20 protein-coding genes are annotated in these 22811 nt (G+C 72.5%); 18 read left to right on the top strand and 2 right to left on the bottom strand.

Annotated features, from left to right (window positions below):
• The 10 genes from J1M64_RS00685 to J1M64_RS00640 all read left to right on the top strand — a co-directional run.
• Positions 1-786 (top strand): ABC transporter permease (locus J1M64_RS00685; protein WP_241260913.1); only part of this gene is annotated, 786 nt, incomplete at its 5' end.
• Between the two features lie 161 nt (positions 787-947).
• The gene (locus J1M64_RS00680) at positions 948-2123 is read left to right on the top strand and encodes an ABC transporter substrate-binding protein (protein WP_206472082.1); all 1176 of its coding nucleotides are present in this window, start codon (positions 948-950) and stop codon (positions 2121-2123) included.
• A gap of 65 nt (positions 2124-2188) precedes the next feature.
• Positions 2189-3532 (top strand): FAD-binding oxidoreductase, encoded by a 1344-nt coding sequence (locus tag J1M64_RS00675; RefSeq protein ID WP_206472080.1) that lies wholly within the window; start codon positions 2189-2191, stop codon positions 3530-3532.
• Positions 3520-4359: a creatininase family protein gene (locus J1M64_RS00670; RefSeq protein WP_206472078.1), complete on the top strand. Its 840-nt coding sequence runs from the start codon at positions 3520-3522 to the stop codon at positions 4357-4359. The genes J1M64_RS00675 and J1M64_RS00670 overlap by 13 nt, the downstream gene beginning before the upstream one ends.
• Positions 4356-4961 carry a pyridoxamine 5'-phosphate oxidase family protein gene (locus tag J1M64_RS00665; protein ID WP_206472076.1) on the top strand — a complete coding sequence of 202 codons (606 nt, stop codon included), beginning with the start codon at positions 4356-4358 and terminating at the stop codon, positions 4959-4961. The genes J1M64_RS00670 and J1M64_RS00665 overlap by 4 nt, the downstream gene beginning before the upstream one ends.
• Positions 4962-4984: 23 nt before the next feature.
• A complete protein-coding gene (locus J1M64_RS00660; protein WP_206472074.1) occupies positions 4985-6382 on the top strand; it encodes an amidohydrolase family protein in 1398 nt (465 codons plus the stop codon).
• Entirely contained in the window at positions 6379-7773 is a 1395-nt protein-coding gene (locus J1M64_RS00655; RefSeq protein WP_206472072.1) for an 8-oxoguanine deaminase, read from the top strand. The genes J1M64_RS00660 and J1M64_RS00655 overlap by 4 nt, the downstream gene beginning before the upstream one ends.
• Before the next feature lie 5 nt (positions 7774-7778).
• Positions 7779-8648 carry an FAD binding domain-containing protein gene (locus tag J1M64_RS00650; protein WP_206472071.1) on the top strand — a complete coding sequence of 290 codons (870 nt, stop codon included), beginning with the start codon at positions 7779-7781 and terminating at the stop codon, positions 8646-8648.
• Positions 8642-11317, top strand: coding sequence for a molybdopterin cofactor-binding domain-containing protein (locus tag J1M64_RS00645; RefSeq protein WP_241260912.1), 2676 nt, complete (start codon positions 8642-8644; stop codon positions 11315-11317). Before J1M64_RS00650 ends, J1M64_RS00645 begins: the two co-directional genes overlap by 7 nt.
• On the top strand, positions 11314-12660 hold the full coding sequence (locus tag J1M64_RS00640) for an amidohydrolase family protein (protein WP_206472070.1): 1347 nt from the start codon (positions 11314-11316) through the stop codon (positions 12658-12660). The genes J1M64_RS00645 and J1M64_RS00640 overlap by 4 nt, the downstream gene beginning before the upstream one ends.
• A 64-nt stretch (positions 12661-12724) precedes the next feature.
• Here J1M64_RS00640 and uraH read toward each other — a convergent pair whose 3' ends face one another.
• Positions 12725-13048 carry a hydroxyisourate hydrolase gene (uraH, locus tag J1M64_RS00635; RefSeq protein WP_206472066.1) on the bottom strand — a complete coding sequence of 108 codons (324 nt, stop codon included), beginning with the start codon at positions 13046-13048 and terminating at the stop codon, positions 12725-12727.
• The gene (locus J1M64_RS20105; protein WP_206472056.1) at positions 13048-13629 is read right to left on the bottom strand and encodes a 2-oxo-4-hydroxy-4-carboxy-5-ureidoimidazoline decarboxylase; all 582 of its coding nucleotides are present in this window, start codon (positions 13627-13629) and stop codon (positions 13048-13050) included. The genes uraH and J1M64_RS20105 overlap by 1 nt, the downstream gene beginning before the upstream one ends.
• A gap of 309 nt (positions 13630-13938) precedes the next feature.
• On the opposite strand from J1M64_RS20105, the gene J1M64_RS00625 reads away from it, so the two are divergent.
• The 8 genes from J1M64_RS00625 to urtB all read left to right on the top strand — a co-directional run bounded on the left by J1M64_RS00625 (position 13939) and on the right by urtB (position 22795).
• Positions 13939-14259, top strand: coding sequence for an urease subunit gamma (locus J1M64_RS00625; protein ID WP_067713537.1), 321 nt, complete (start codon positions 13939-13941; stop codon positions 14257-14259).
• Complete coding sequence (locus J1M64_RS00620) at positions 14256-15128, top strand: hypothetical protein (RefSeq protein WP_206472054.1); 873 nt, start codon at positions 14256-14258, stop codon at positions 15126-15128. Before J1M64_RS00625 ends, J1M64_RS00620 begins: the two co-directional genes overlap by 4 nt.
• A gap of 51 nt (positions 15129-15179) precedes the next feature.
• The gene (gene ureC / locus J1M64_RS00615; RefSeq protein WP_206472052.1) at positions 15180-17375 is read left to right on the top strand and encodes an urease subunit alpha; all 2196 of its coding nucleotides are present in this window, start codon (positions 15180-15182) and stop codon (positions 17373-17375) included.
• A complete protein-coding gene (locus J1M64_RS00610) occupies positions 17375-18226 on the top strand; it encodes an urease accessory protein UreF (RefSeq protein ID WP_206472137.1) in 852 nt (283 codons plus the stop codon). The genes ureC and J1M64_RS00610 overlap by 1 nt, the downstream gene beginning before the upstream one ends.
• Before the next feature lie 371 nt (positions 18227-18597).
• On the top strand, positions 18598-19233 hold the full coding sequence (ureG, locus tag J1M64_RS00605; protein ID WP_061228858.1) for an urease accessory protein UreG: 636 nt from the start codon (positions 18598-18600) through the stop codon (positions 19231-19233).
• Positions 19230-20189 (top strand): urease accessory protein UreD, encoded by a 960-nt coding sequence (locus J1M64_RS00600; protein WP_269504169.1) that lies wholly within the window; start codon positions 19230-19232, stop codon positions 20187-20189. The genes ureG and J1M64_RS00600 overlap by 4 nt, the downstream gene beginning before the upstream one ends.
• A 426-nt stretch (positions 20190-20615) precedes the next feature.
• A complete protein-coding gene (gene urtA / locus J1M64_RS00595; protein WP_096907488.1) occupies positions 20616-21863 on the top strand; it encodes an urea ABC transporter substrate-binding protein in 1248 nt (415 codons plus the stop codon).
• A gap of 47 nt (positions 21864-21910) precedes the next feature.
• Positions 21911-22795 carry an urea ABC transporter permease subunit UrtB gene (gene urtB / locus J1M64_RS00590; protein ID WP_061228856.1) on the top strand — a complete coding sequence of 295 codons (885 nt, stop codon included), beginning with the start codon at positions 21911-21913 and terminating at the stop codon, positions 22793-22795.
• Positions 22796-22811: the final 16 nt, after the last annotated feature.

Raw genomic sequence — 22811 nt, 5'->3', positions numbered from 1 at the left:
GCCGACGGGCCCGTGGTCCGCTACGGCGGCCCGTTGGCGGTCCTGGCCGCGGTGCTGGGCCTGTGGTACTTCGTGAGCTACGGGGTGCTCGAGCCGTCGCGGCGGTTCCTGCTGCCGGCGCCGCACGTGGTGGTCACCGACGGGCTGTTCGGGCCCAGTATCTCGGGCATGCTCGAGGCGCTCGGGCGCACCGCGACCGTCGCGCTGACGGGGTTGGCGATCGCGTTCGTGATCGGCGTCGCGTGGGCGATCATCATGAGCCAGGAGAAGTGGGCCGAGCGCTCGCTGTTCCCCTACGCGGTGGTGCTGCAGTGCATCCCGATCCTCGCGCTGGTGCCGCTGATCGGCTTCTGGTTCGGGTTCGGGTTCACCGCCCGGGTGTTCGTGTGCGTGTTGATCGCGCTGTTCCCGATCGTGTCCAACACGCTGTTCGGTCTCAAATCCGTGGACCCGGGCCTGCGCCGGCTGTTCAAGCTCCACCACGCCGGGCGTCTGACGGTGCTGCGCAAGCTCGAGGCCCCGGCGGCACTGCCCGCCCTGTTCGAGGGCCTGCGCGTGGCGGCCGGCCTGTCGGTGGTCGGTGCGATCGTCGGCGACTTCTTCTTCAAGCAGGGCGACCCGGGCATCGGCATCCTCATCGACACCTTCCGCGCCCGCCTGCAGTCGCCGGAACTGTTCGCCTCGATCATCCTGGCCTCCCTGCTCGGTGTGGCCGTGTTCCTGTTCTTCGGTCTGCTGTCCCGCCGGGTCGTGGGGCGCTGGTACAACCCGGACGCCGACCGCTAGTCGTAACGCCCGGCGACCAGCCGTAACGACTCCCGAGCGAACCCGCAACACCACTGAAACACGGCAGCGGTTCACTCTTCTTTATTGATCACATCAATACGGCAATTCAGTCTCACCGCACCTCACCTCTTCCCTTCCGTCACCCACACCCAGGAGTACCCATGCGACGCACCACCGCCCCCCGTACCGCCGTCTCCGTGGCCGCGCTCTGCACGCTAGGCGCCGTCACGCTCACCGCCTGCGGCGGCTCCGAGTCCGCGGAGGCCTCCTCCGGGTACAGCGGGGAGATCGGCGCGGTCGACCTCAGCGAGGTCTGCCCCGAGAAGGTCGTGGTCCAGACGGACTGGAACCCCGAGGCCGAGCACGGTCACGTCTACGAACTCCTCGGGCCGGATCCGACCATCGACGCCGGCGCCAAGTCGGTCTCCGGGCCGCTGTTCGCCTCCGGTGAGTACACCGGAGTGGACGTGGAGGTCCGGGCCGGCGGCCCCGCGATCGGGTTCCAGCAGGTCACCGCGCAGATGTACCAGGACACCGACATCATGCTCGGCTACGTGGACGCCGACCAGGCGGTCCAGAACTCGCTGAACAACCCCACCATCGGCGTCTTCGCACCGCTGGACATCAACCCGCAGATGATCATGTGGGACCCCGAGACCTACCCGGACGTCGAGACCGTCAGCGACCTCAAGGACGAGAACACGCGGGTCCTGTACTTCGAGGGCAACGCCTACATGGACTACCTCCTCGGCGAGGGCATCCTCGACCCCGCCCAGGTCGACGGCAGCTACGACGGTTCGCCCTCGAACTTCGTCGCCTCCGGCGGTGCGGTCGCCCAGCAGGGCTTCGCCAGCGCCGAGCCGTTCATCTACGAGAACGAGGTCGCCGAATGGGGCAAGCCGGTGAAGTACCAGCTGCTCCACGACCTGGGCTACCCGATCTACAAGTCGATGATGGCCGTGCGCAGCGCCGAGCTCGAGGACAGCGCGGCGTGCCTGGAGAAGCTGGTGCCCGTACTGCAGCAGGCCGAGGTCGAGTACTTCGAGGACCCGGCCCGCACCAACGCCGTGATCGTGGACGCCGTCGAGCAGTTCAACACCGGCTGGGTCTACAGCGCTGAGCTGGCCGACTTCGCCGTCGAGGCCATGCTCGAGCGCGAACTGGTGGGCAACGGACCCAACGCCACGATCGGTGACTTCGACGACGAGCGCCTCGCCGACATGGTGGCCAAGGTCAAGGGCGTCTACGAGGCCGCCGACGTCGCGATCGCCGAGGACGTCTCGCCCGAGACCGTCGCCACCAACCAGTTCATCGACCCGGCCATCGGGATGAACTGATCCGGCTCCTCTGCCCGGTTCACCCCTTCAGTTCCCGCCGCCCCCGCACCCGATCGGAGCCCCTCGTGACCGCGACCTCCACCGCACCCGCCACTCCCACCGGATCGCCCGGATCCACCGCAGACGTCGCCGGCCTGGTCGACGACCTGCTCGACCTGCTCGGTCCCGATGCCGTGCACACCGACGACCGCTCCCTGGACAAGGCATCGGTGGACGGGTCCTACCTCAGCCCGATCCTGCGGGCGCAGTGGCCGATCGGCCGGCCCGAGGTGGTGTGCCGGCCGACGGACGTGGAGCAGGTGCCCGCCGTGGTCCGCGCGGCCGTCCGCCGACGGGTGCCCATCACCTCCCGGGGCAAGGGCACCGGCAACTACGGCCAGGTGGTCCCGCTGCACGGCGGGCTGGTCCTGGACCTGACCGCGCTGCGAGGCGTCGACCACGTGGACACGGAGGCGGGCGTGGTCACCGCCGAGGCCGGGGTCCGCATGCTGACCCTCGAGAAGCGGCTGGCCTCCCACCACGGCAGTCAGCTGTGGATGTACCCGTCCACCGTGCAGTCGACCCTCGGCGGGTTCCTCGCCGGCGGGTCGGCGGGCACCGGCACGATCGTGCACGGCCGCAACCACCAGGGGTTCGTCGAGGCGCTCGACGTGGTCTTCGCCCACGAGGACGCCGAGATCGTGCACCTGGAGGGTGCCGACGCCCAGCCGTTCGTCCACACCTACGGGGTCGCCGGGATCATCGTGCGCGCCACGGTGCGGATCGAACCGCTGCAGGACTGGCGGTGCGTGTACGCCAGTTTCGACGACCACCACGACGCGTTCGCCGCGGTACGGCGGGTCCACCTCGTCGAGCCCGCGCCGCGCCTGTGCTCGGCGGACGGCGCCCACGTCTCCTCGTGCCTGCCCGCCGACGAGGCCATCCCCGCCGGCCGGGCGAGCCTGCGGGCGATCGTCGACGCCGCCGCGGTGGACGAGGTCCGGGCGATCATCGACGCCGCAGGGGGAGTGGTCGAGGCGGTCCGCACGGGCGTCAACGAGACGATCAAGGTCTCGACCCTGTCCTACAACCACCCCACCCACTGGCTGCAGAAGGCCGAGCCGGACACCTGGTTCCACATGGAGTGCCAGGGTGACGCCCTGGTGGAACGCCTCGACGAGGTGGAGGCCGTCTACCCGGGCGGGACCCTGCACCTGGAGGCGGGACACGGGCGGATGTTCGGGATGCTCAACGGTCACTACACCTCGCCCGAGGCCGCGTACGCGGGTGTGCCGGTGCTGGAGGAGCTGGGGGTGCGCGTGCACTCGCCGCATCAGTACCGCGTGGACCACGGCACCGAGGCCGTCCGCGCGCTGGCGGCCCGCACCGACCCGTTCGGCCTGCTCAACCCCGGGCGGTGGGAGGCGTGATCGGGCCGCAGCGGCGCTACGCCGAACTCACGACCGTCGAGGCGGGCCGGGTCGGATCCTGTGACCCCGTCGCCGTCATCCCGGCCGGGGCGATCGAACCCCACGGTCCGCACCTGCCGCTGGCAACCGACCTCCTGGTCGCCGAGCACGTGGCCGCCCATGCGGTGGCCGCCGCGGCGGAGGCGGACGTCGACGCCTGGCTCATGCCGGCGCTGGGATATACGAAGAGCGACGAACACGCCAACCTCGCCGGGGCGCTGTGGATCTCCGGGGAGACGCTGATGCGCGAGGTGATCGAGCTCGGCTCGGCACTGCGGGCCAGCGGGTTCACCCGGGTGCTGTTCGTCAACTGCCACGGCGGCAACTCGGCGCTGCTCGAGGTCGCGCTACGCGAACTGCGCCGCCGCTTCGGGCTGCGCACCTTCCTCTACGCCGGGCGTGCGGTCCCGGGCCCCACCGAACTGGGGATGGGCATCCACGCCGGGTGGGCGGAGACGTCGATGATGCTGCATCTGCACCCCGAGCTCGTCGACATGTCGGCAGCCGAGGCGCGGGTCCCGGCCGGGATCGCGGAGTGCCAGCACATCGGGTTCACCGGCCCCGTGAGGTTCGGCTGGCTGGCCGACGACCTGTCCGACACCGGGGTGATCGGCGACCCCACCGGGGCCGACCCCGAGACCGGGCGGCGGTTGGTGGCCGATCACGTGGACGCCGTGGCCGGGGCGCTGGCCGAGATCGCCGAGTTCGACCCGGCGCGCGGGGTGTCCGCCGCGGCCACCGTGACCGCCCCGGCCGCCCCGGCCGCCGCGGCAGGGGGTGCGCCGTGACCTCCACCGAGCTGCCCGTCGTCACCATGCCCGGCCCCGCCGATGACCCGCTGCAGGCGATGGTCGCGTGGCTGGCGATCGACCCGGCGGATCCGCCACTGGGGGTCCTGGCCACGGTCGGCCCGCACGGCACCCCGCACTGTCGGCACCTGCTGGTCTCCGGGGCCACCACCGAGGGCCCCACGTTCCACACCGACTCGCGGTCCCAGAAGGCACTGGACCTGGCCGCCGACCCCCGCGCGACGCTGGTCGTGGTCTCCGCGGACCGAACGCGGCAGCTCACGGTCACCGGGGTCGCGGAGCCCACCGATCCGGACGAGCACCTCGCGAGCTACCACCTGCGCAGCGAGTACCTCAAGCTCCTGGCCTGGACCAACGACCAAGCGACGGCGGAACTCGCCCCGCCGGGCAGACGCCGGGTGTGGGCCGCGGCGGTGGAGCGGTTCGGCCCGTCGCCGGCGCAGCCGCCCGAGACGTGGCTGGGCATGCGACTGCGGCCAGAGTCCGTGACGTTCTGGGCCGCCGGACGCGACGAGCCGTCCCATCGGCGCCGCTTCGTGACGGACGGGCAGCGGTGGCGGGCCGAGGAACTTCCGGGCTGACACACGAGAGAACGAGAGAACCCATGATCACCTTCACCGACGCGCTGGTCCTGCCCGTGTCCGCGGACCCGGCCGCGCCTGCCTGGTTCCACGGCTGGGTCCGCGTGGACGACGCCGGCATCATCGCTGGACTCGGCCCCGGCGACCCGCCGCCCGGCCTGCCGGGCACGGTCCACGACCTGGGCGGTGCGATCCTCGCCCCCGGATTCGTCTCCGCCCACAGCCACCTGTTCACCGCCGGGATGCGGGGCACCGCCCCCGACGACACGCTCTACGGCTGGGTCTCGACGATGGGCGAGATGATGGTCGGTGCGGAGGCCGAGGACCTGTACTGGTTCACCCTCGCCGGCTGCCTGGACTTCCTGCGCAACGGCGTGACCAGCGCCTACAACTTCACCCAGAGCCGGGTGGTGGCGGTGTTCGACCATCTCACCTCGACCCTGGTCGCCGAGCGGGTCCACGACATCGACTTCCTCACCCGGCAAGTCGACGCCCAGGCCGACTCCGGTCTCCGGTGCCTCACCTCCACCCGCCTCGACGACGAGCAGCTGCCCGAGGCCGAGTGCTTCGACGCGTTCGCCCACGTCACCGAGCACCGGCTGCGCACCGTCCCCCGGGAGCTGGACCTGGGCGGGTCGGTGTTCGGGTCGGTGCAGTGGTCGTCGTCGCCCGTCACCGCCGAGCGCGAGCGTCACGCCATGGCCACCCACGGCGTGGGCAACCAGGCGCACTTCGTCGAGACCGCCGAACACCTCGAGGTACAGCGGGCCAAGTTCGACTGGTACGACCGCGCCGGGGTCCTGGGCCCCGACTTCGCGTTCGGCCACTTCGTCCACCCCACCGACCACATGGTCCGCCGGGTCGCGGAGACCGACTCCGCCGTGATCTGGCAGGCCACCTCCAACGGCCGGCTGGGCTCCGGCATCGCCGACATCACCCGGTACCGGGACGCGGGCATCCGCGTGGGGATGGGCCTGGACGACCAGTCCTGCACCGACGTGTCCGACCCGTTCCAGAACATGCGGATCGGCCTGTACACCCAGCGCGCCGTCCACTCCGACGCCGCGGTGCTGGCCGCCCGCGAGGTCCTGCGGATGCACACCCTGGGGGCCGCGGAGGCCCTCGGCCTGTCCGGCAGGGTGGGCAGCGTGGAGGTGGGGAAGCATGCGGACCTCGTCGTCGTCGACCCCACCAGGCCTGCGACCGGGCCGATCTGGGACCCCGTCGCCACGTACGTGCTGGCGTGCTCGCTGCGCAATCTCACCCACGTCTACGTGGGCGGCCGGCTGGTCGCGGAGGGCGCGCGCAGCCTGCACCCGCTCGCCGACGAGGCCGACGCCCAGCTCACCGAGCGCATGATCCGCTCGGCCCGGGCGCGGGGGTTCACCCCGGCGTTCGCACCGGGCCTGGTGCGGTCGTGAGCTCCGGAGCCGCGGTGGTGCTCGTCGAGAACTGCGCGGTCGCGACCATGGACGGGGCCGGGGTTGGGGACGGGAACGGCGCCGAGTACTCCTCCGGTCACGTGCTGCTCGAGGGCGGCCGGATCACCGCGGTGGGGGCGGGGCCGTGCGATCCGGCGCGGATCCCCGACAGGGCGGAGCGTGTCGATGGCACGGGTTGTCTGGCCACCCCGGGCCTGGTCAACACCCATCACCACCTGTACCAGTGGCTCACGCGGGGGCTCGCGGCCGACGCGACGCTCTTCGAGTGGCTCACCGCCTCGTACCCGGTGTGGGCGGGCATCGACGCCGACGACGTCCACACCGCCGCCCTCGGCGGGCTCGCGCACCTGGCGCTGGGCGGCTGCACCACCACCACGGACCACCACTACGTCGTTCCCGCGGATGCCGGGGACGTGTTCGCCGCCGAGATCGACGCTGCCGCGGCAGTGGGGCTGCGGTTCCACCCCGCCCGCGGCTCGATGGACCTGGGCCGCAGCTCGGGCGGCCTGCCGCCGGACTCGGTGGTGGAGGGCATCGACGCGATCCTCGCCGGCACCGCCGACGTCATCGACCGCTTCCACGACGCCGGGCCCGACTCGATGTGCCGCATCGCCGTGGCACCGTGCTCCCCGTTCTCCGTGACCGGCGACCTGCTGCGCACCAGCGCCGAGCTCGCCCGCGAGCGGGGCGTGCGCCTGCACACCCATCTGGCCGAGACCGACGACGAAGAGGAGTTCTGCCGCGAACGCTTCGGCAGCACGCCGATGGAGTACATGGAGTCGGTGGGCTGGGTGGGCCCGGACGTGTGGTTCGCCCACACCGTGCACCTCGACGACCCGGCGATCGCCGCGATGGCCGCCGGCGGGATGGCGGCCGCCCACTGCCCCGTCTCCAACGGTCGTCTGGGCGCCGGCATCGCCCGCGTGCCCGACATGCTCGCCGCGGGGATCCCGGTCGGGCTGGGCGTGGACGGTTCGGCGAGCAACGAGTCGGGCGTGCTGTGGGAGGAGATGCACACCGCGCTCCTGCTGGCCCGCGCCACCCGCGGGCCCCGGGCGATGGACGTGCGCACGGCGCTGCGGATGGCCACCGTGGACGGCGCCCGTGCGCTCGGGCGGGAGGGCGAGATCGGGCGGCTGGCTGTCGGATACCAGGCCGATGTCGCACTGTGGCGCCTGGACACCCCGGCCCACGCGGGGATCGACGACCCGGTGGCTGCGCTCGTCCTGGGGTCCCGCCCGCCGATGGCCGGGGTGTGGGTGCAGGGGCGCCGGGTAGTGGTCGACGGGCAGGTCCTCACCGTGGACACCGACGCCGTGGCTCGCGACGTGGTGGCCGCCCGCCGGCGGCTGCTCGCCAGGGCAGGGTGAGGGCGGTGGACCTGGTCAGCGTCACCGAACTGCACCGACCGCGCAGCCGGGACGAGGCGCACGCGGCCCTGCTCGCCGGCGCCACGGCCCTGGCCGGCGGGACCGCCCTGCACGGGGAGGCGCACCTGCACCCGGCCGGCGCCGCGGCCCCGCCGGGGGAGACCACACCGGTCACCGCGCTCGTGGACCTGCTCGACCTGCGATGGCCCGACGTCGAACCGCTGCCCGACGGTGGCCTGCGGGTGGCAGCGACCGCCTCGCTGCGCACAGTGTTGGACCACCCGCTCACCGCGCCCCTGCGCCCGTTCCTCCACGACGCCTTCTCCTGCCTGCTCGCCTCGTGGAAGATCTGGGGCCGCGGCACCTGGGGAGGCAACCTCTGCGCCGCCCTGCCCGCCGGCGCCGGGACCGCCGCCGCCTGCACGCTCGGCGCGACCGCCGAGATCTGGACCCCGGCCGGCGGCACCCGCACGGTCCCCGCCGCGGAGGTGGTGCTGGGCCCGGGCCGCACCTGTCTGGCCCCGGGCGAGATCCTGCGCGCGCTCGTCATCCCCGCGTCGGCGAGCCGGGCGCGCTACGCGGTCCGGCGGCACTCGCTGGTGCCCAGCGGCCGCTCCGGCTCCCTGGTCACCGGGCGTCTGGACCCCGGCGGCCGTTGCACGCTCGTCGTGACCGCCGCAGTGCCCGCCCCGGAGGTGCTCACCTGGGACCGGCCCCCCACGGCCGACGTGGCCGCGGCCGCCGTGCGCGACCTGCCCCGCTGGCACGACGACCCCCAGGGCGATCCGAGCTGGCGGCGTCACGTGGCGGGGATCGCGGCCCTCGCCGTCGTCGCCGAACTCACCCACCCCACGTACCGGGAGGCACCATGCTGATCACCGTCGACGGACGCTCCCACGACCTGGACCCGCGCCCCGGGCAGTGCCTGCGGACGCTGCTGCGCGAGTCGGGGGTGCACGCGGTGAAGAAGGGCTGCGACACCGGCGACTGCGGTGCGTGTTCCGTGCTGGTCGACGGCGTGCCCACCCATTCCTGTGTGCTGCCCGCGCACCGCGCCGAGGGCGCCGACGTCCGCACCGCCGCCGGGGTGCCCGACGAGGTGCCGGCCGCGTTCGCCCGCGCCGCCGGGTTCCAGTGCGGGTTCTGCACGGCTGGGATGGTCACCACGGTCACCGGGCTGGGGCACGCGCCGTGCGCCCGGGACGGCGGGCCGGCGCCGAGGATCGCCGCGATGAAGGGCAACCTGTGCCGCTGCACGGGCTACCGGGCGGTCGAGGACGCCCTCGACGGCGCCCGGAACGCGTGCGCCGCCGGGGGGATCGGCAGCCCGGTCGCCGCCCCGGCCACCGAGCGCGTGGTGCGCGGCGCCGAACCCTTCACCCTGGACGCCGACCTGACGGGCTGCGCGCATCTCGCGGTGCTCCGCTCCCCGCACGCGCACGCCCGCATCGTGTCGATCGACGCCTCCCGCGCCCTCGCGATGGACGGGGTGGTCGCCGTGCTCACCCACCACGACGACCCCGACGTCCTGTTCTCCACCGCCCGCCACCAGCGACGTACCGACGATCCCGACGACACCCGCGTGCTCGACCCGATCGTGCGCTACCACGGTCAGCGTGTGGCGGCGGTGGTGGCCGAGTCGGAGGCACTAGCCCGGCGGGCCTGCCAGGCAATCGAGGTGCGCTACGAGGTGTTGCCGTCGGTCCTCGATCCCGAGGCCGCGCGTGCCCCCGGAGCGCCAGCGATCCACGGCGACAAGGGACCGGACTCCCGGATCGCCGACCCCGCCCGCAACGTGGTGGCCGACTGGCGCGGTGAGGTGGGCGACGTCGACGCAGGGATCGCCCGCGCCGCGCACACGGTGACGGGCACCTGGAGCACCTCGCGAGTCCAGCACACGCACCTGGAGACCCACGCGGTGATCGTGCGGCACGTCGACGGCGGGCCCCGGGTCGGTGGGTCGCTCGACATCCGCTCCTCCACCCAGGTGCCGTTTCTCGTGCGCGACGAGTTGGCGTGGATCTTCGGCCTCGACCGCGATGAGCTGCGTGTCCACGCCGCGCGCGTGGGTGGCGGGTTCGGGGCCAAGCAGGAGATGATCGTCGAGGACCTGGCCGTGCTCGCGGCCCTGCGCACGGGCCGCGACGTGGTGTGGGAGTACTCGCGCGCGGAGCAGTTCACCTCCGCCACCGTGCGCCACCCGTACCGCACCACCGTCACCGTGGCCTGCGACGACGACGGCCGGCTCACCGCCCTCGAGCTGGACGTGCTGTCCGACGCCGGCGCCTACGGGGGCCACTCCGCGGGCGTGATGTTCCACTCCATCACCGAGTCCGTGGAGCTGTACCGCTGCCCGGCCAAACGCGTGACCGCCGAGGCCGTCTACACGACCACCGTGCCGTCGGGGGCCTTCCGCGGGTACGGGCTGGGGGAGGTGGGGTTCGCCCTGGAGAGCGCGCTGGACGAACTCGCCGACGCCGCCGGGCTGGACCCCGTGGAGCTGCGGCGGCGCAACGTGGTGCGCCCGGGTGACGCGTTGGTGAGCTCCGCGGGCGACGACGACGAGCTGGCCCTGTCCTCCTACGGACTCGACCACTGCCTGGACCTGGTGGCAGGGGCCCTGGCCTCCGGTCGCGGGGAGACCGCGCCGCCCGGGTGGGCGGAGGGGACCGGGATCGCGCTGTGCATGATCGCCACCAATCCGCCCGGGGGCCACCACGGTTCGGCCCGCGTCGAGATCACCGCCGACGGCACCGTGCACGCCTACGTGGGCACGGCCGAATTCGGCAACGGCACAGCGACCGTGCACACCCAGATCGTCGCCGAGGCGCTGGGCGTGCCGTCCGACTCGGTGGTCCTGCACGCGTCCGACACCGCCCTGCTCACCCACGACACGGGCGCGTTCGGCTCCGCCGGCACCGTGGTCGGTGGGCGCGCCCTGCACCGCGCGGCGACCCGGGTCGCCGAGCTGCTCCGCGCCGGAGCCCACCTGCCTGTGTCCGCCGAGGGGTGCGCCGACGGGCTGGGTCGGCAGGCCGCGTTCACCGTGCAGGGCGTGCGGGTGGCCGTGTGCCCCGACACCGGGACGGTGAAGGTCCTGCACAGCGTCCACGCCGTCGACGCCGGGCGGGTCCTCAACCCGCAGCAACTGCGGGGACAGGTGGAGGGCGGCGTCGCCCAGGCCCTCGGGGCGGCGCTGTACGAGCAGGTGATGCTCGACGAGACCGGCGCGGTCACCAACGCGACCCTGCGGCACTACCACCCACCCCGCATGGGCGACGTCCCGCGCACCGAGGTGTTCTTCGCCGACACCGTCGAGCCCGAGGGCGTCCTGGGCGCCAAGTCCATGTCCGAGGCCCCGTACTGCCCGGTCGCCGCGGCCGTGGGGATCGCGGTCCGGCGGGCCACCGGAGTCCGGCAGGACCTCATCCCCCTGACCCCGGACCTGGTGTGGATGAGGTCGTTCGCGCCGCGCGACGGCGGGTCTCCCGCGGCGGCGGGCCGGACCCCGTCCGCCGCCGTGTCGACCGGCGGCCGCGCGTGAGCGCGCGGGTGTTGCGGGTGACCGGTGCCTCGGCGGTCTGGTCGCCGGGGCTCGAGTCGGCGGACGCCTCCACGGTGGAGTGCGTGGACGGGCGGATCGCCGCCGCGCCGGACGATGCTGCCGCCGCGCCCGACGGCGCTGCCGTGGTCGAGACCCTCGACGCTGGCGGCGGCGTCGTCACCCCGGGCCTGGTCAACGCCCACCATCACCTGCTGCAGAGCGCGTTCCGCACCCTGCCCGGTACCCGCGGCGTGGAGATGGCCGTGTGGCTGGCCCGGATGCGCGAGGCCTACGTCGCCGCGCGGGTCGACGATGAGCTGGTCGAACTGTCCGCCCGCGTGGCGCTGGCCGAGTCACTGCTGTGCGGCGTCACCACCGTGGCCGACCACCACCTCACCTGGCCGGCGGGCGCGGACCCCATGCAGATCGCCGGTGCTGCGTACGCCGGCGCGCAGGCGCTGGGATCGCGACTGGCCTTCGTCCGCGGCACCGCCGGAGACGACCCGGATGCCGCAGCGGCGTCGGTCGAGGCGATCCACGCTGCGCACCTGCCCGGCGCGACCGGCGGGGTCACCGGCGACGGTATGCGCCAGTTGGCCGTGGGGCCGTCGGGAGTGCACGCGGACGGGCCCGCCACCTTCGCCGCCATGGGGGAGGTCGCGCGCCGGCTCGGTCTGCGGCGGCGCACCCAGGCCAATGAGCAGGTCGACGTGGCCCGGGCCGCCGAACTGTACGGACGTCGCCCCCTGGACCTGCTGGAGGAGTGGGGTTGGCTCGCCCCCGACGTCACCCTCGCCCACCTCTGCGACATCACCGACCCCGAGATCGCGTCGATCGCCGGGAGCGGGGTCACCGCGACCCATGCCCCGGCCTGCGATCTTCCGATGGGGTGGGGCGTGGCGCCGGTGGCCCGACTACGCGACGCCGGGGTGACAGTGGGACTCGGGACCTCGGGCGGTGGCAGCAACGACGCCGGACACCTCCTGGCCGACGCGCGACTGGCGATGCAGGTCGCCCCGCTCGCCGGGCGGCCACTGGACGCGCTCGAGGTGCTGGAGATGATCACCGCCGGCGGCGCCGACGGGCTGGGCCGCCCCGAACTGGGTCGGCTCACGCCGGGGTCGGCGGCGGATCTGGTGGTGTGGGACGTCAGCGGGGTCGCGGACGCCGGCGTCGCGGATCCGATCCGAGGGCTGCTGTGGGCCTCGCCCGGACGCCGGCCCCGCCACGTGGTGGTGGGCGGCCGCGTGGTGGTGCGGGACTTCGAACTCGTCACCGCCGACGAGCAGACCCTGGCCGCGGAGTTGCGCGAGCAGTGCGCCCGGCGGGGCATCGGACGCTGACCTGGGGTGCCCTGCTGGGCCGGTGCAGGGCACCCCAGGTCAGAGCGTCGGGAAGGCCCGCGGTTCAGGATCCGCGGTAGGTGCTGTACCCGAACGGCGACAGGATCAGCGGCACGTGGTGGTGCGCGGCCGGGTCCGTCACCTCGAAGCACACCACCGCCTCCGGGTAGAAGCCGGTCACCCCGGCGGCCCGGTGATAACCGCCGGTGTCGAAGGCCAAGCGGTACACCCCGGCCCCGAGCTCGAGCTGCGCAAGATCGGGGCCCCGGCCGTCGGCGTCGGTGACCCCGGACGCCAGTTCCGCGCCGGCGGAGTCGGTGAGCCGGTAGCCCAGGCCGACCGCCGGTGTGCCGGCGGCGGTGTCCAGGGCGTGGGTGCTCAGCGACATCAGAGGGCTCCGGTCTCGAGCAGTCGGTCCAGCCGCAGGGCGTTGATGGCGGCCAGGTGCTCGCGGGTGGTCGCGAGTTCCTCCGCGGCGGTGAGGTCGATCCTCCGGTCGAGTTCGGACACGATGTCCCGCGCCGACAGCCCGGTCGCGCACACGAGGAACGCGTGGCCGAAGTGCTCGGCGTGCCGACGTTGCCCCTCGGCGAGCCGGCGCGCGAGTTCGGCGTCCGCGGTGGCGGCTGCGCTCTGCTCCCGAGCCGAGGCCTGCCCGACCTCCCGGGGCGCGCCCGTGGCTGCGCTGCCGCCCGCGCCGATCGGCGGATGCGCGTCGACCGCGGCCAGTACCTCGGCGTCGCTCTGCTCGGCGAGCACTCGCCGGGCCCGTGCGTGCAGCGCGTCGCGGGAACGGTACGGCCGCCCCTCCAGCACCGCGCGGGCCCAGGCCTGCGACCCGGAGAGTTCGGTCAGGACCGGCATCAGTTCCGCTGCGCGCGCGGCATCGAATCCACTGACGGCGGGATCGACGGTCTCGGAGGAACCAGAGGAACCAGAGGAAACGGGGGGTGTGGTGGTCTCGGGCACGCGCTCATCATCGCAGCGGCAGGGGCCCGGAACACCGCCGACGCGGCAGTCGTAACACGGCGTAACAATCGGCCCCGGCCCCCTGACCTGCGGTGCCCTGCACGCCGCCCGCAGGGCACCGCAGGTCAGGGGCTCGCGCGGCGAGGGCGCGGCGAGGGCGCGGCGAGGGTGCGGCGGGAGGAAGGGCCGGACCGGAGGCAAGTAACACTGCCGACACACAACGTCGCTAGCGTTCAGAAGCGTCGACGCGCGCAGACGCGCATGCCGGCCCCCGGACGCGCCGTCGCCCGAGCACGAGAGGACCCCAGGATGAAGCTCACCCCCCGCGAGTTGGACAAGCTCACCCTGTTCACCGCGGCCGAGGTCGCGCGCCGCAGGCTCGAGCGCGGGGTGCTGCTCAACGTCCCCGAGGCCACCGCGCTCATCTCGTGGGAGATCGTCGAGCACGCCCGCGACGGCCGCACGGTCGCCGAGTGCATGGACCTCGGTCGGCAGGTGCTCGACGCCGGCCGGGTGATGGACGGCGTGGTCGAGCGGCTGGCGATGATCCAGGTCGAGGCCACGTTCCCCGACGGGACCAAGCTCGTCACCGTGCACGACCCCATCGGGCCGGTGGAGCAGAGCGCGTGAGCGGGCACGGCCACGAGCACGGCCACACCCACGAGCACGGCCACAGCCACACCCACACCGACCCGGCCACCGCCCGGATCGTCCTCGCGTTGGGCCCGGAGTCCGAGCAGATGCCGGACCTGGACATCCCCGCCGCACGGCCGGGCCGCGACCTGGCCGACCTGGTGGAGGAGCAGGCGCGAAGGCCCGGGGGACCGGATTCGGCGGGAGAGGGTGCCGGTGTCGTCGTCGTCGTCCCCATGACGTTCGGCCGCGCGCCCGCGATGGTCGCCGACTGCTCCCGGACGTTGCGCGACGTCCGGGGCAGCACCGACCGCGCACGGCTCGCCCCGGGCTCCGCTGGTTCCATGGGCCCGGTGGCATTGGCGGCGCCGCTCGGCGACGCGACCATGCTCGTCACCCGCCTGCGCGCGGTGATCCGGCGGCACGGCGCGGTGTGCTCGGCGCTTCTGGTGAGCCGCGCGATCGACCCGTTCGCCGACGCCGAGCTGTACCGCCTCGCCCGGCTCGCGCGGCAGTACGGGCAGCCCGGCCTGGTCGAGGTGGCGTTCCACGGCGGCGACGAACCCGATCCCGACCTCGCCGAGGGGCTCGAGCGCGTCCGCGCCCTCGGCGGCCGACGGCCGGTACTGGTCTCGGCGACCCTCGCCCCCGCGCCGGTCACCGGACTCGAGCTGCCCGGCGAGGGCGAGCACCTGTTCGGCCCGGCCGTGCTGCGCAGCGTGATCGACACCCGCGTCCGCGAGGCCGTGCACCGGCTCGACCACGGCGACGACGGCATCGACGCCGCCCTCGACGCCGAGGACGGCCACGGGTACGCCCACTCGCACGTCGCCGCCGACGGCTCCGTCTACACCCACTCCCACTAGCCACCCCAGCCACCCCGACTCACCCCACCCCGACGACCCCAGGAGCCACACATGTCCGGTTCGGTGCACTACCTCTACGGCGACGGGGACATCGAGCTGGGCGCCGGCCGCGCGACCATCGAGGTGCGCGTGACCAACACCGGCGACCGCGCCGTCCAGGTGGGTTCGCACTATCACTTCTTCGAGGCCAACCGGGAGCTGCGCTTCGACCGGATCGCGGCGTACGGGCGGCACCTGGCGATCGGCGCGGGCCTGGCGGTGCGCTTCGAACCGGGCCAGACGCGGACGGTGCGACTGGTCGACTTCGCGGGCGAGCGCGTGTGCCACGGGTTCTCCGGGTTGGTCGACGGCCCGCTCGACGACCCGGCCGTGCGCGAGCGCGCGCTGGAGCGGATGGTCGCCGGGGGGTTCCTGCACAGCGGCGGGGGCGGCGACAGCCCTGACAACAACGACGACGACGAGGTCGCGCCCGCCCCGGACGCTGTGCCCGCAGCCGAGGGCCCGCCGGCCGTGCTCCCGCGCGCCACCTATACCGATATCTACGGACCCACGGTCGGCGACCGACTTCAGTTGGCCGACACCGACCTGGTGATCGAGATCGCCACCGACCACAACGCGGTGACCACCGACGGCAGCAGCGGCTACGGCGACGAGGCCGTCTACGGCGGCGGCAAGGCGATCCGCGACGGGATGGCGCAGGACCCGGCGGGCACGCGGGCGTCGGGCGCGTTGGACCTGGTGATCACGGGCGCGATCATCGTCGACGCGGTGCTCGGTGTGGTCAAGGGCGACATCGGTGTGCGCGACGGGCGGATCGTGGCCGTGGGCAAGGCAGGCAACCCGCACCTGCAGGACGGGGTGCATCCGGAGCTGGTGATCGGGCCCGGCACCGAGGTGGTGGCGGGTGAGCACAAGATCGTCACCGCCGGCGGCGTGGACACCCACATCCACTACATCGCGCCACAGCAGGTCGAGGAAGCCTTGAGCAACGGCGTGACCACCCTGTTCGGCGGCGGCACCGGCCCGGCCGAGGGCACCAAGGGCACCACCTGCACCCCGGGCGCGTGGAACATCGGGCGGATGCTGCAGGCCGCCGACGGGCTCCCGGTGAACATCGGGGTGCTCGGCAAGGGCAACACGTCGCAGCCGGAGTCGGCGGTCGAGCAGATCGTCGCCGGCGCGGCGGGGTTGAAGATCCACGAGGACTGGGGGACCACGCCCGCGGCGATCCGCTGCGTGCAGGAGGTCGCGGACGAGTACGACGTGCAGGTCGCGATTCACACCGACACCCTCAACGAGTCGGGCTTCTACGAGGACACGCGCGCCGCGTTCGGCGATTCCACCATCCACACGTTCCACTCCGAGGGCGCCGGCGGCGGCCACGCGCCCGACATCCTGCGGGTGTGCGGCGAGCCCAACGTCCTGCCCGCCTCCACCAACCCGACGCTGCCGTACACCGTGAACTCGGTGGACGAACTGCTGGACATGGTCATGGTGTGCCACCACCTGTCGCACGACATCCCGGAGGACGTGAGCTTCGCCGACTCCCGCGTGCGCGCCGAGACGATCGCCGCCGAGACGGTGCTGCACGACGAGGGGATCATCTCCATTTTCTCCTCGGACTCGCAGGCCATGGGCCGGATCGGGGAATCGTGGCAGCGCGCGTTCCAGACCGCCCACCACTGCCGCGTCGAGCGGGGCCCGCTGCCGGAGGACAGCGACCGCAACGACAACGAGCGCGTCCTGCGCTACGTCGCCAAGATGACCATCAACCCCGCCATCGCCGCGGGCATCGCCGACCACCTCGGCTCGATCGAACCCGGCAAGCTCGCCGATCTCGTGTTGTGGCCGGTCGACTCCTTTGCCGCTAAGCCCTCGCTGATCATCAAGGGCGGGATGATCGTGTGGGCGCCGATGGGCGATCCCAACGCGTCGCTGCCCACGCCGCAGCCGGTGATCTACCGCCCGATGTTCGGCGCGTACGGCGGGGCGCTGCAGTCCACGCGGGTGACGTTCCTGTCCGCCGCCGCGATCGAGGCCGGCGTGCCCGAGGAGCTGGGCCTGACCTCGCCGTGCCTGCCCGTGCGTGGCTGCCGGGGGATCGGCAAGAAGGACATGGTCCGCAACGACCGCTGCCCGACGATCGAGGTGGATCCCGAGACCTACGTGGTGACCGTCGACGGCGAGCCCGCCACCATCGCCCCCGCCACCACGTTGCCGCTGGCCCAGCTGCACTACCTCGCGTGATGACCGACCACGACGACCACGACGACCACGACGACCACGACGACGAGGGCCGCCGCGTCCCGGATGGTGTGCCGGATGCGGGTCGTGCCGAACTGGCGACTCTGCTGTTAGCGCTGCAGTTCACCGACTCCTCGTTCCCCTCGGGCATGTACACGCTCTCGCACGGGCTCGAGGGGCTCCGGCAGTTGGGCGCTGTGGAGGGCGGCGCTGTCAAGGGCGGCGCCGGGGCCGGGGCGCGGTCCGTGGCCGAGGCCGTGCACGGGATCCTGCGGTATTCCGCTGGCCCGGCCGAGGCGACCGCGCTGGCCCTCGCCTGGGCGGCGACCCACGAGCTCGCCCCGCCGCCGGCCGCCAATCCTGCTTGCACTGACACTGCTGCTCTGCTCGCCGCGCTGACCCGCATCGACCGGCGGCTGCACGCCACCCGCTTGACCCGCGAGTTCCGCGACGGCGCCACCCGGACCGGCAAACAGGTGCTCGACCTGGCCGCCGAGCTACTCGACGACCCGGTGGTGTCCGCATGGAACGACCACGTCCGGGCCCGCCGGTCGCCGGGGTCGCAGTCGGTGGTCATGGGCGTGGTCTACGCCCGCGGCGGGCTGAGCCGGCGGGAGGCCGTGGCCGCAGACCTCACAGCGTTGGTCATCAGCCTGTCCGGCGCCGCGCTGCGACTGCGACTGGCCGATCACCGCACCGCGCAGGCGCTGGTGCGCGGGGCGGCTCCGGTGATCGCCGAGGTCGCCGACGCCGCGGTGGGCCGGTCGCTGGAGGAACTCGGCGGGTTCGCGCCAGTGCTGGACCTGGCGTCCTGCCACCACGAACGCGCCGACGCCCGGCTGTTCGCCTCGTGACCCGGCCTCCACCCTCCTGACCGGAGTACCTGCGTACGAGGTAGCGCTCTGACCTGGGGTGCCCTGAAAGACGGGTGCAGGGCATCGCAGGTCAGGGCCGTGCCGGCCGGGGTGGGGCAGTTGCCGCCGCCGTCGCCGTCGCTGCCGCCGTCGCCGTCGCTGCCGCCGACGCCGCCGCGGCAGCACTGCACGGGCTTCCTGCTGGTGATGCTCCGATTCATGGGCCCGGTCCTGAAATCGCCCTCTGACCTGGAGTGCCCTGAACGTGCGCTGCAGGGCACCCCAGGTCAGGGCGGATCCCGCCGAGGGCAGGGCCGCGCTGCGTACGCCGCGCAACACTGCCGAAACACGGCTGCACTAGCGTTCGTTGCATGGCAGAGGCACAGCAGGTGTTGCGGATCGGGATCGGTGGGCCGGTGGGCTCAGGCAAGACCGCTCTCATCGAGGCGCTGGTCCCAGAGTTGATCGCCCGGGGACGCACCCCGGCCGTCATCACCAACGACATCTACACGCAGGAGGACGCCGAGCACGTCCGCCGCACCCTGGCCGGAGTCCTCGATCCCGCCCGGGTGGTGGGCGTGGAGACAGGCTCGTGCCCGCACACCGCCGTGCGCGACGACCCCACCATGAACCTCGCGGTGGGGGCGGAGATGCTCGAGGACCACCCGGACGTCGACACCCTCATCTACGAGTCCGGCGGCGACAATCTCACCCTGACGTTCTCGCCGGCACTGGTCGACCTGTTCGTCTTCGTCCTGGACACCGCCGAAGGCGAGAAGATGCCCCGCAAGCGCGGGCCCGGCATCACCGAGTGCGACCTGCTGGTGATCAACAAGATCGACATCGCCCAGTACGTGCGCTGCGATCTGGGAATCATGTCCTCGGACGCTGACCGCGTCCGCTCGGGCAAGCCCGTCGCGCTCACCGACTGTCTCTCCGGGACCGGCATCGCCGAGGTGCTCGACTACTTCGAGTCCCGCCGGGTGGAACTGCTGCCCGCACGGTGAGCGACCGGCTGACCCGGGCCGCCGACCCGGGGTTCGTGTGGCCCGCCGTCGCCGCCGGACCGCAGTCCGGGCCCGGCGCGCTGCCCGTCGGCTCGCCCGGCAAGGTCGGCGTGCTGGACCTGGCCTTCCGCCGGGACGGCCGCGGCCGCACGGTACTGGCCGAACGGTTCCAGAAGTCGCCGCTGCAGGTGATGCGGTCGCTGTACATCGACCCGGTCCTCCGCGAGATGCCGACGGTGTACGTGATGTCGACCGGCGGCGGGATCGTCGGCGGCGACCGGCTGGACATGGAGGTCCGTCTAGCCGAGGGCGCGCAGGCGCTGGTCACCACGCAGGCCGCGAACCGGGTGCACCGGATGGACGTCGGTTACGCCACGCAGACCGTCTCCCTGACGCTGGGCGAGGGCGCGGTGTGCGAGTGGCTGCCGGACCCGCTCATTCCGTACGGCGGCAGCAGGTTCCAGCAGCAGCTGCGGGCCGAGGTGCCCGAGGACGCCGTGCTCATCGCCGGCGACGTCCTCACCGCCGGACGCGTGGCCCGCGGGGAGAGCTGGGACGTGGACGCCTACGTCTCGGCCGTGGAGATCTCCCGCCCCGACGGCACCCTGCTCGCCGTGGACACCACCCACATCACCCGCGACGAGGCCGGCCACCCGCTGGTCACAGGAGACGCCGACGCGATCGGGACCCTGTTCGTCGTGGCGCCCGGCCCGGCGGAGGAGCTCGCGGCGGTCATGCGCGACGCGGCCGAGGCGATCGGGTCCGCGACCCCGAACTCGGATGGCCTTGATGCGGCGGTGCGGTGCGGGGTGAGCACCCTGCCCGACGGCTGCGGCGCCTGGCTGCGGGTGCTCGGCCGCGGGCAGGAGAACGTGGAGGCAGCGGTGCGCGCGGTCTGGTCCGCCGCGCGAGTCCATCTCCTCGGTGCGCCGGCGCCGGACCTGCGCAAGAGCTGAGAGCCGGGCCGGCCCCGAGAGACGACGGCCACCGCCCAGCCCGCCGACGCCCAGGTATGCGCCCTCTATGGACCGTTCCGCCAGCACATCCCGCGCGTACGCGTACATAGAGGCATCACAAGCCGAAGGGGACGCGTAACCCCGCGCAGGAGCGGCGTGCGGGCTCAGCCGGCCGCGCCCGCGCACTTGTATCGCGGGGTGGACGAGAAACACAGCGTTCACACAACGCCGGTAGAGGCAACGGTGGCGAAACACCGGCGACTCAGCTGACTCACATCATGTCCTTACCTTTATCCACATCGCGCTTCGAGCCCCGCAGCCCGCGGGAGCACTCGACAGCCGGTCAGTGAAGGTCAGGTCAACCACGTGAACTCCACCTCCATCTCCTCTGGGAAGACAGCTCGCGCGAGCCAGACGCCGCGCTCGATCCGCACCCGGCGTGCACTGGCCACCGCCGGCCTCGTGATCCTGGGTGCGGGTGCGCTCACCGCCTGCGGAAGCCGGACCGGCGACACCGCCGCGGCCGCCGCCGAGTCCTGCGTGGACACCTCCGGCGACACGATCAAGGTGGGCTCGTTGCATTCGCTGTCGGGCACCATGGCCATCTCCGAGAAGACCGTGCGTGACTCGGTGGCGCTGGCGATCGAGCAGATCAACGCCGAGGGCGGGGTGCTGGGCAAGCAGATCGAACCCGTGGTGGAGGACGGCGCCTCCGACCCGGCCGTGTTCGCGGAGAAGGCGCAGAAGCTCATCACCAGTGACTGCGTGGCCGCGATCTTCGGCGGCTGGACCTCGTCCTCCCGCAAGGCGATGCTGCCCGTGGTCGAGGACGCCAACGCGTTGCTCTACTACCCGGTGCAGTACGAGGGCCTCGAGGCGTCGGAGAACATCTTCTACACCGGCGCCACCACCAACCAGCAGATCGTCCCCGCCCTGGAGTACCTCAAGGAGCAGGGCGTGGAGTCCATGTACCTCGTGGGCTCGGACTACGTCTTCCCGCAGACCGCCAATCGCGTCATCAAGGCGTGGGCCGAGGCCAACGAGGTCGAGATCCTCGGCGAAGACTACACCCCGCTCGGCTCGACCGACTTCTCCACCATCGTCAACAAGGTGCGCACCGCCAACCCGGACGCCGTGTTCAACACGCTCAACGGCGACTCCAACGTGGCGTTCTTCCGCGAGTACTCCAACGCCGGCCTGTCCGCCGAGGACACCCCGGTGGTGAGCGTGTCGATCGCCGAGGAGGAGGTCCAGGGCATCGGCGCCGCGAATATTGACGGCCAGCTGACCTCGTGGAACTACTACCAGACGATCGACTCGCCGGAGAACACCGCGTTCGTCGACGCGTTCAAGGCGAAGTACGGCGCGAACCGCGTCACCTCCGATCCGATGGAAGCCGCGTACACGTCGGTCTACCTGTGGAAGAACACGGTCGAGAAGGCGGACTCCTTCGCCGTCGACGCCATCCAGGACGCCGCCGACGGCGTCAGCTTCGACGCCCCCGAGGGCACCGTCACCATCAACGGCGAGAACAACCACATCTCCAAGACCGCGATCGTCGGCGAGATCCGCCCCGACGGCCTGATCTACGAGGTGTGGAGCTCCGGCGAGGCGATCGAGCCCGACCCGTTCCTCGAGTCCTACGACTGGGCCGGCGACCTGTCCGGGAACTGACGCCCGACCGTCAGCCCGGATCACCCAGCCCGGAGAAAGGAGCCGATGTGGACATCCTCATCGGACAACTCGCGACCGGATTGAGCATCGGCTCCATCCTCCTGCTCGCCGCCCTCGGCCTGAGCCTGACGTTCGGCCAGATGGGCGTCATCAACATGGCCCACGGCGAGTTCATCATGGCCGGCTGCTACACCGCCTACGTCGTCCAGCAGATCACCGCCGCCTCTGGGATGAGCCTGCTGTTGTCCCTGGCCCTGGGTTTCGTCGTCGGCGGCCTGCTCGGCGTGCTGCTCGAGGTGACGCTCATCCGGCGCCTCTACGCCCGTCCACTGGACACCCTGCTCGTCACGTTCGGTGTGGGCCTGGTCCTGCAGCAGATCGCCCGAGACATCTGGGGCGCGCCGGCCGTCAACGTGGCGGTGCCGGAGTTCCTGCGCGGCAGCGTCGAACTGCTCGGTGCGTCGGTGCCTCTGACTCGCGTGTTCATCTTCGTCCTGGCGATCACCTGCGTCGCCGCGGTCATGGCCGCGATGAAGTTCACGCCCATGGGCCGCCGCATCCGGGCGGTCACGCTCAACCGTGACCTCGCCGAGTCGTCGGGCATCAGCTCCCGCCGCACCGACATCACCACGTTCTTCATCGGCTCCGGCCTGGCCGGCGTCGCCGGGGTGGCGCTCACGCTCATCGGCTCGACGAGCCCCACGATCGGCCAGTCGTACCTCATCGACGCGTTCCTCGTGGTGGTCGTGGGTGGCCTCGGCCAGCTGCGGGGCGCCGTGATCGCGGCGTTCGCGCTCGGGGTCCTGCACTCGTTCTTCGAGTACTCCACCACCGCGTCGGTGGCCAAGGTGCTCGTCTTTGTCGCCATCATCATCTTCCTGCAGGTGCGCCCGCAGGGCCTGTTCGCCGTCAAGACCAGGAGCCTGGCATGACCAAGACCATCTCCGT

Source organism: Dietzia sp. KRD202, assembly GCF_017168155.1.
GTDB lineage: Bacteria > Actinomycetota > Actinomycetes > Mycobacteriales > Mycobacteriaceae > Dietzia > Dietzia kunjamensis.
This window is presented reverse-complemented; position numbering and strand designations above follow the sequence as displayed.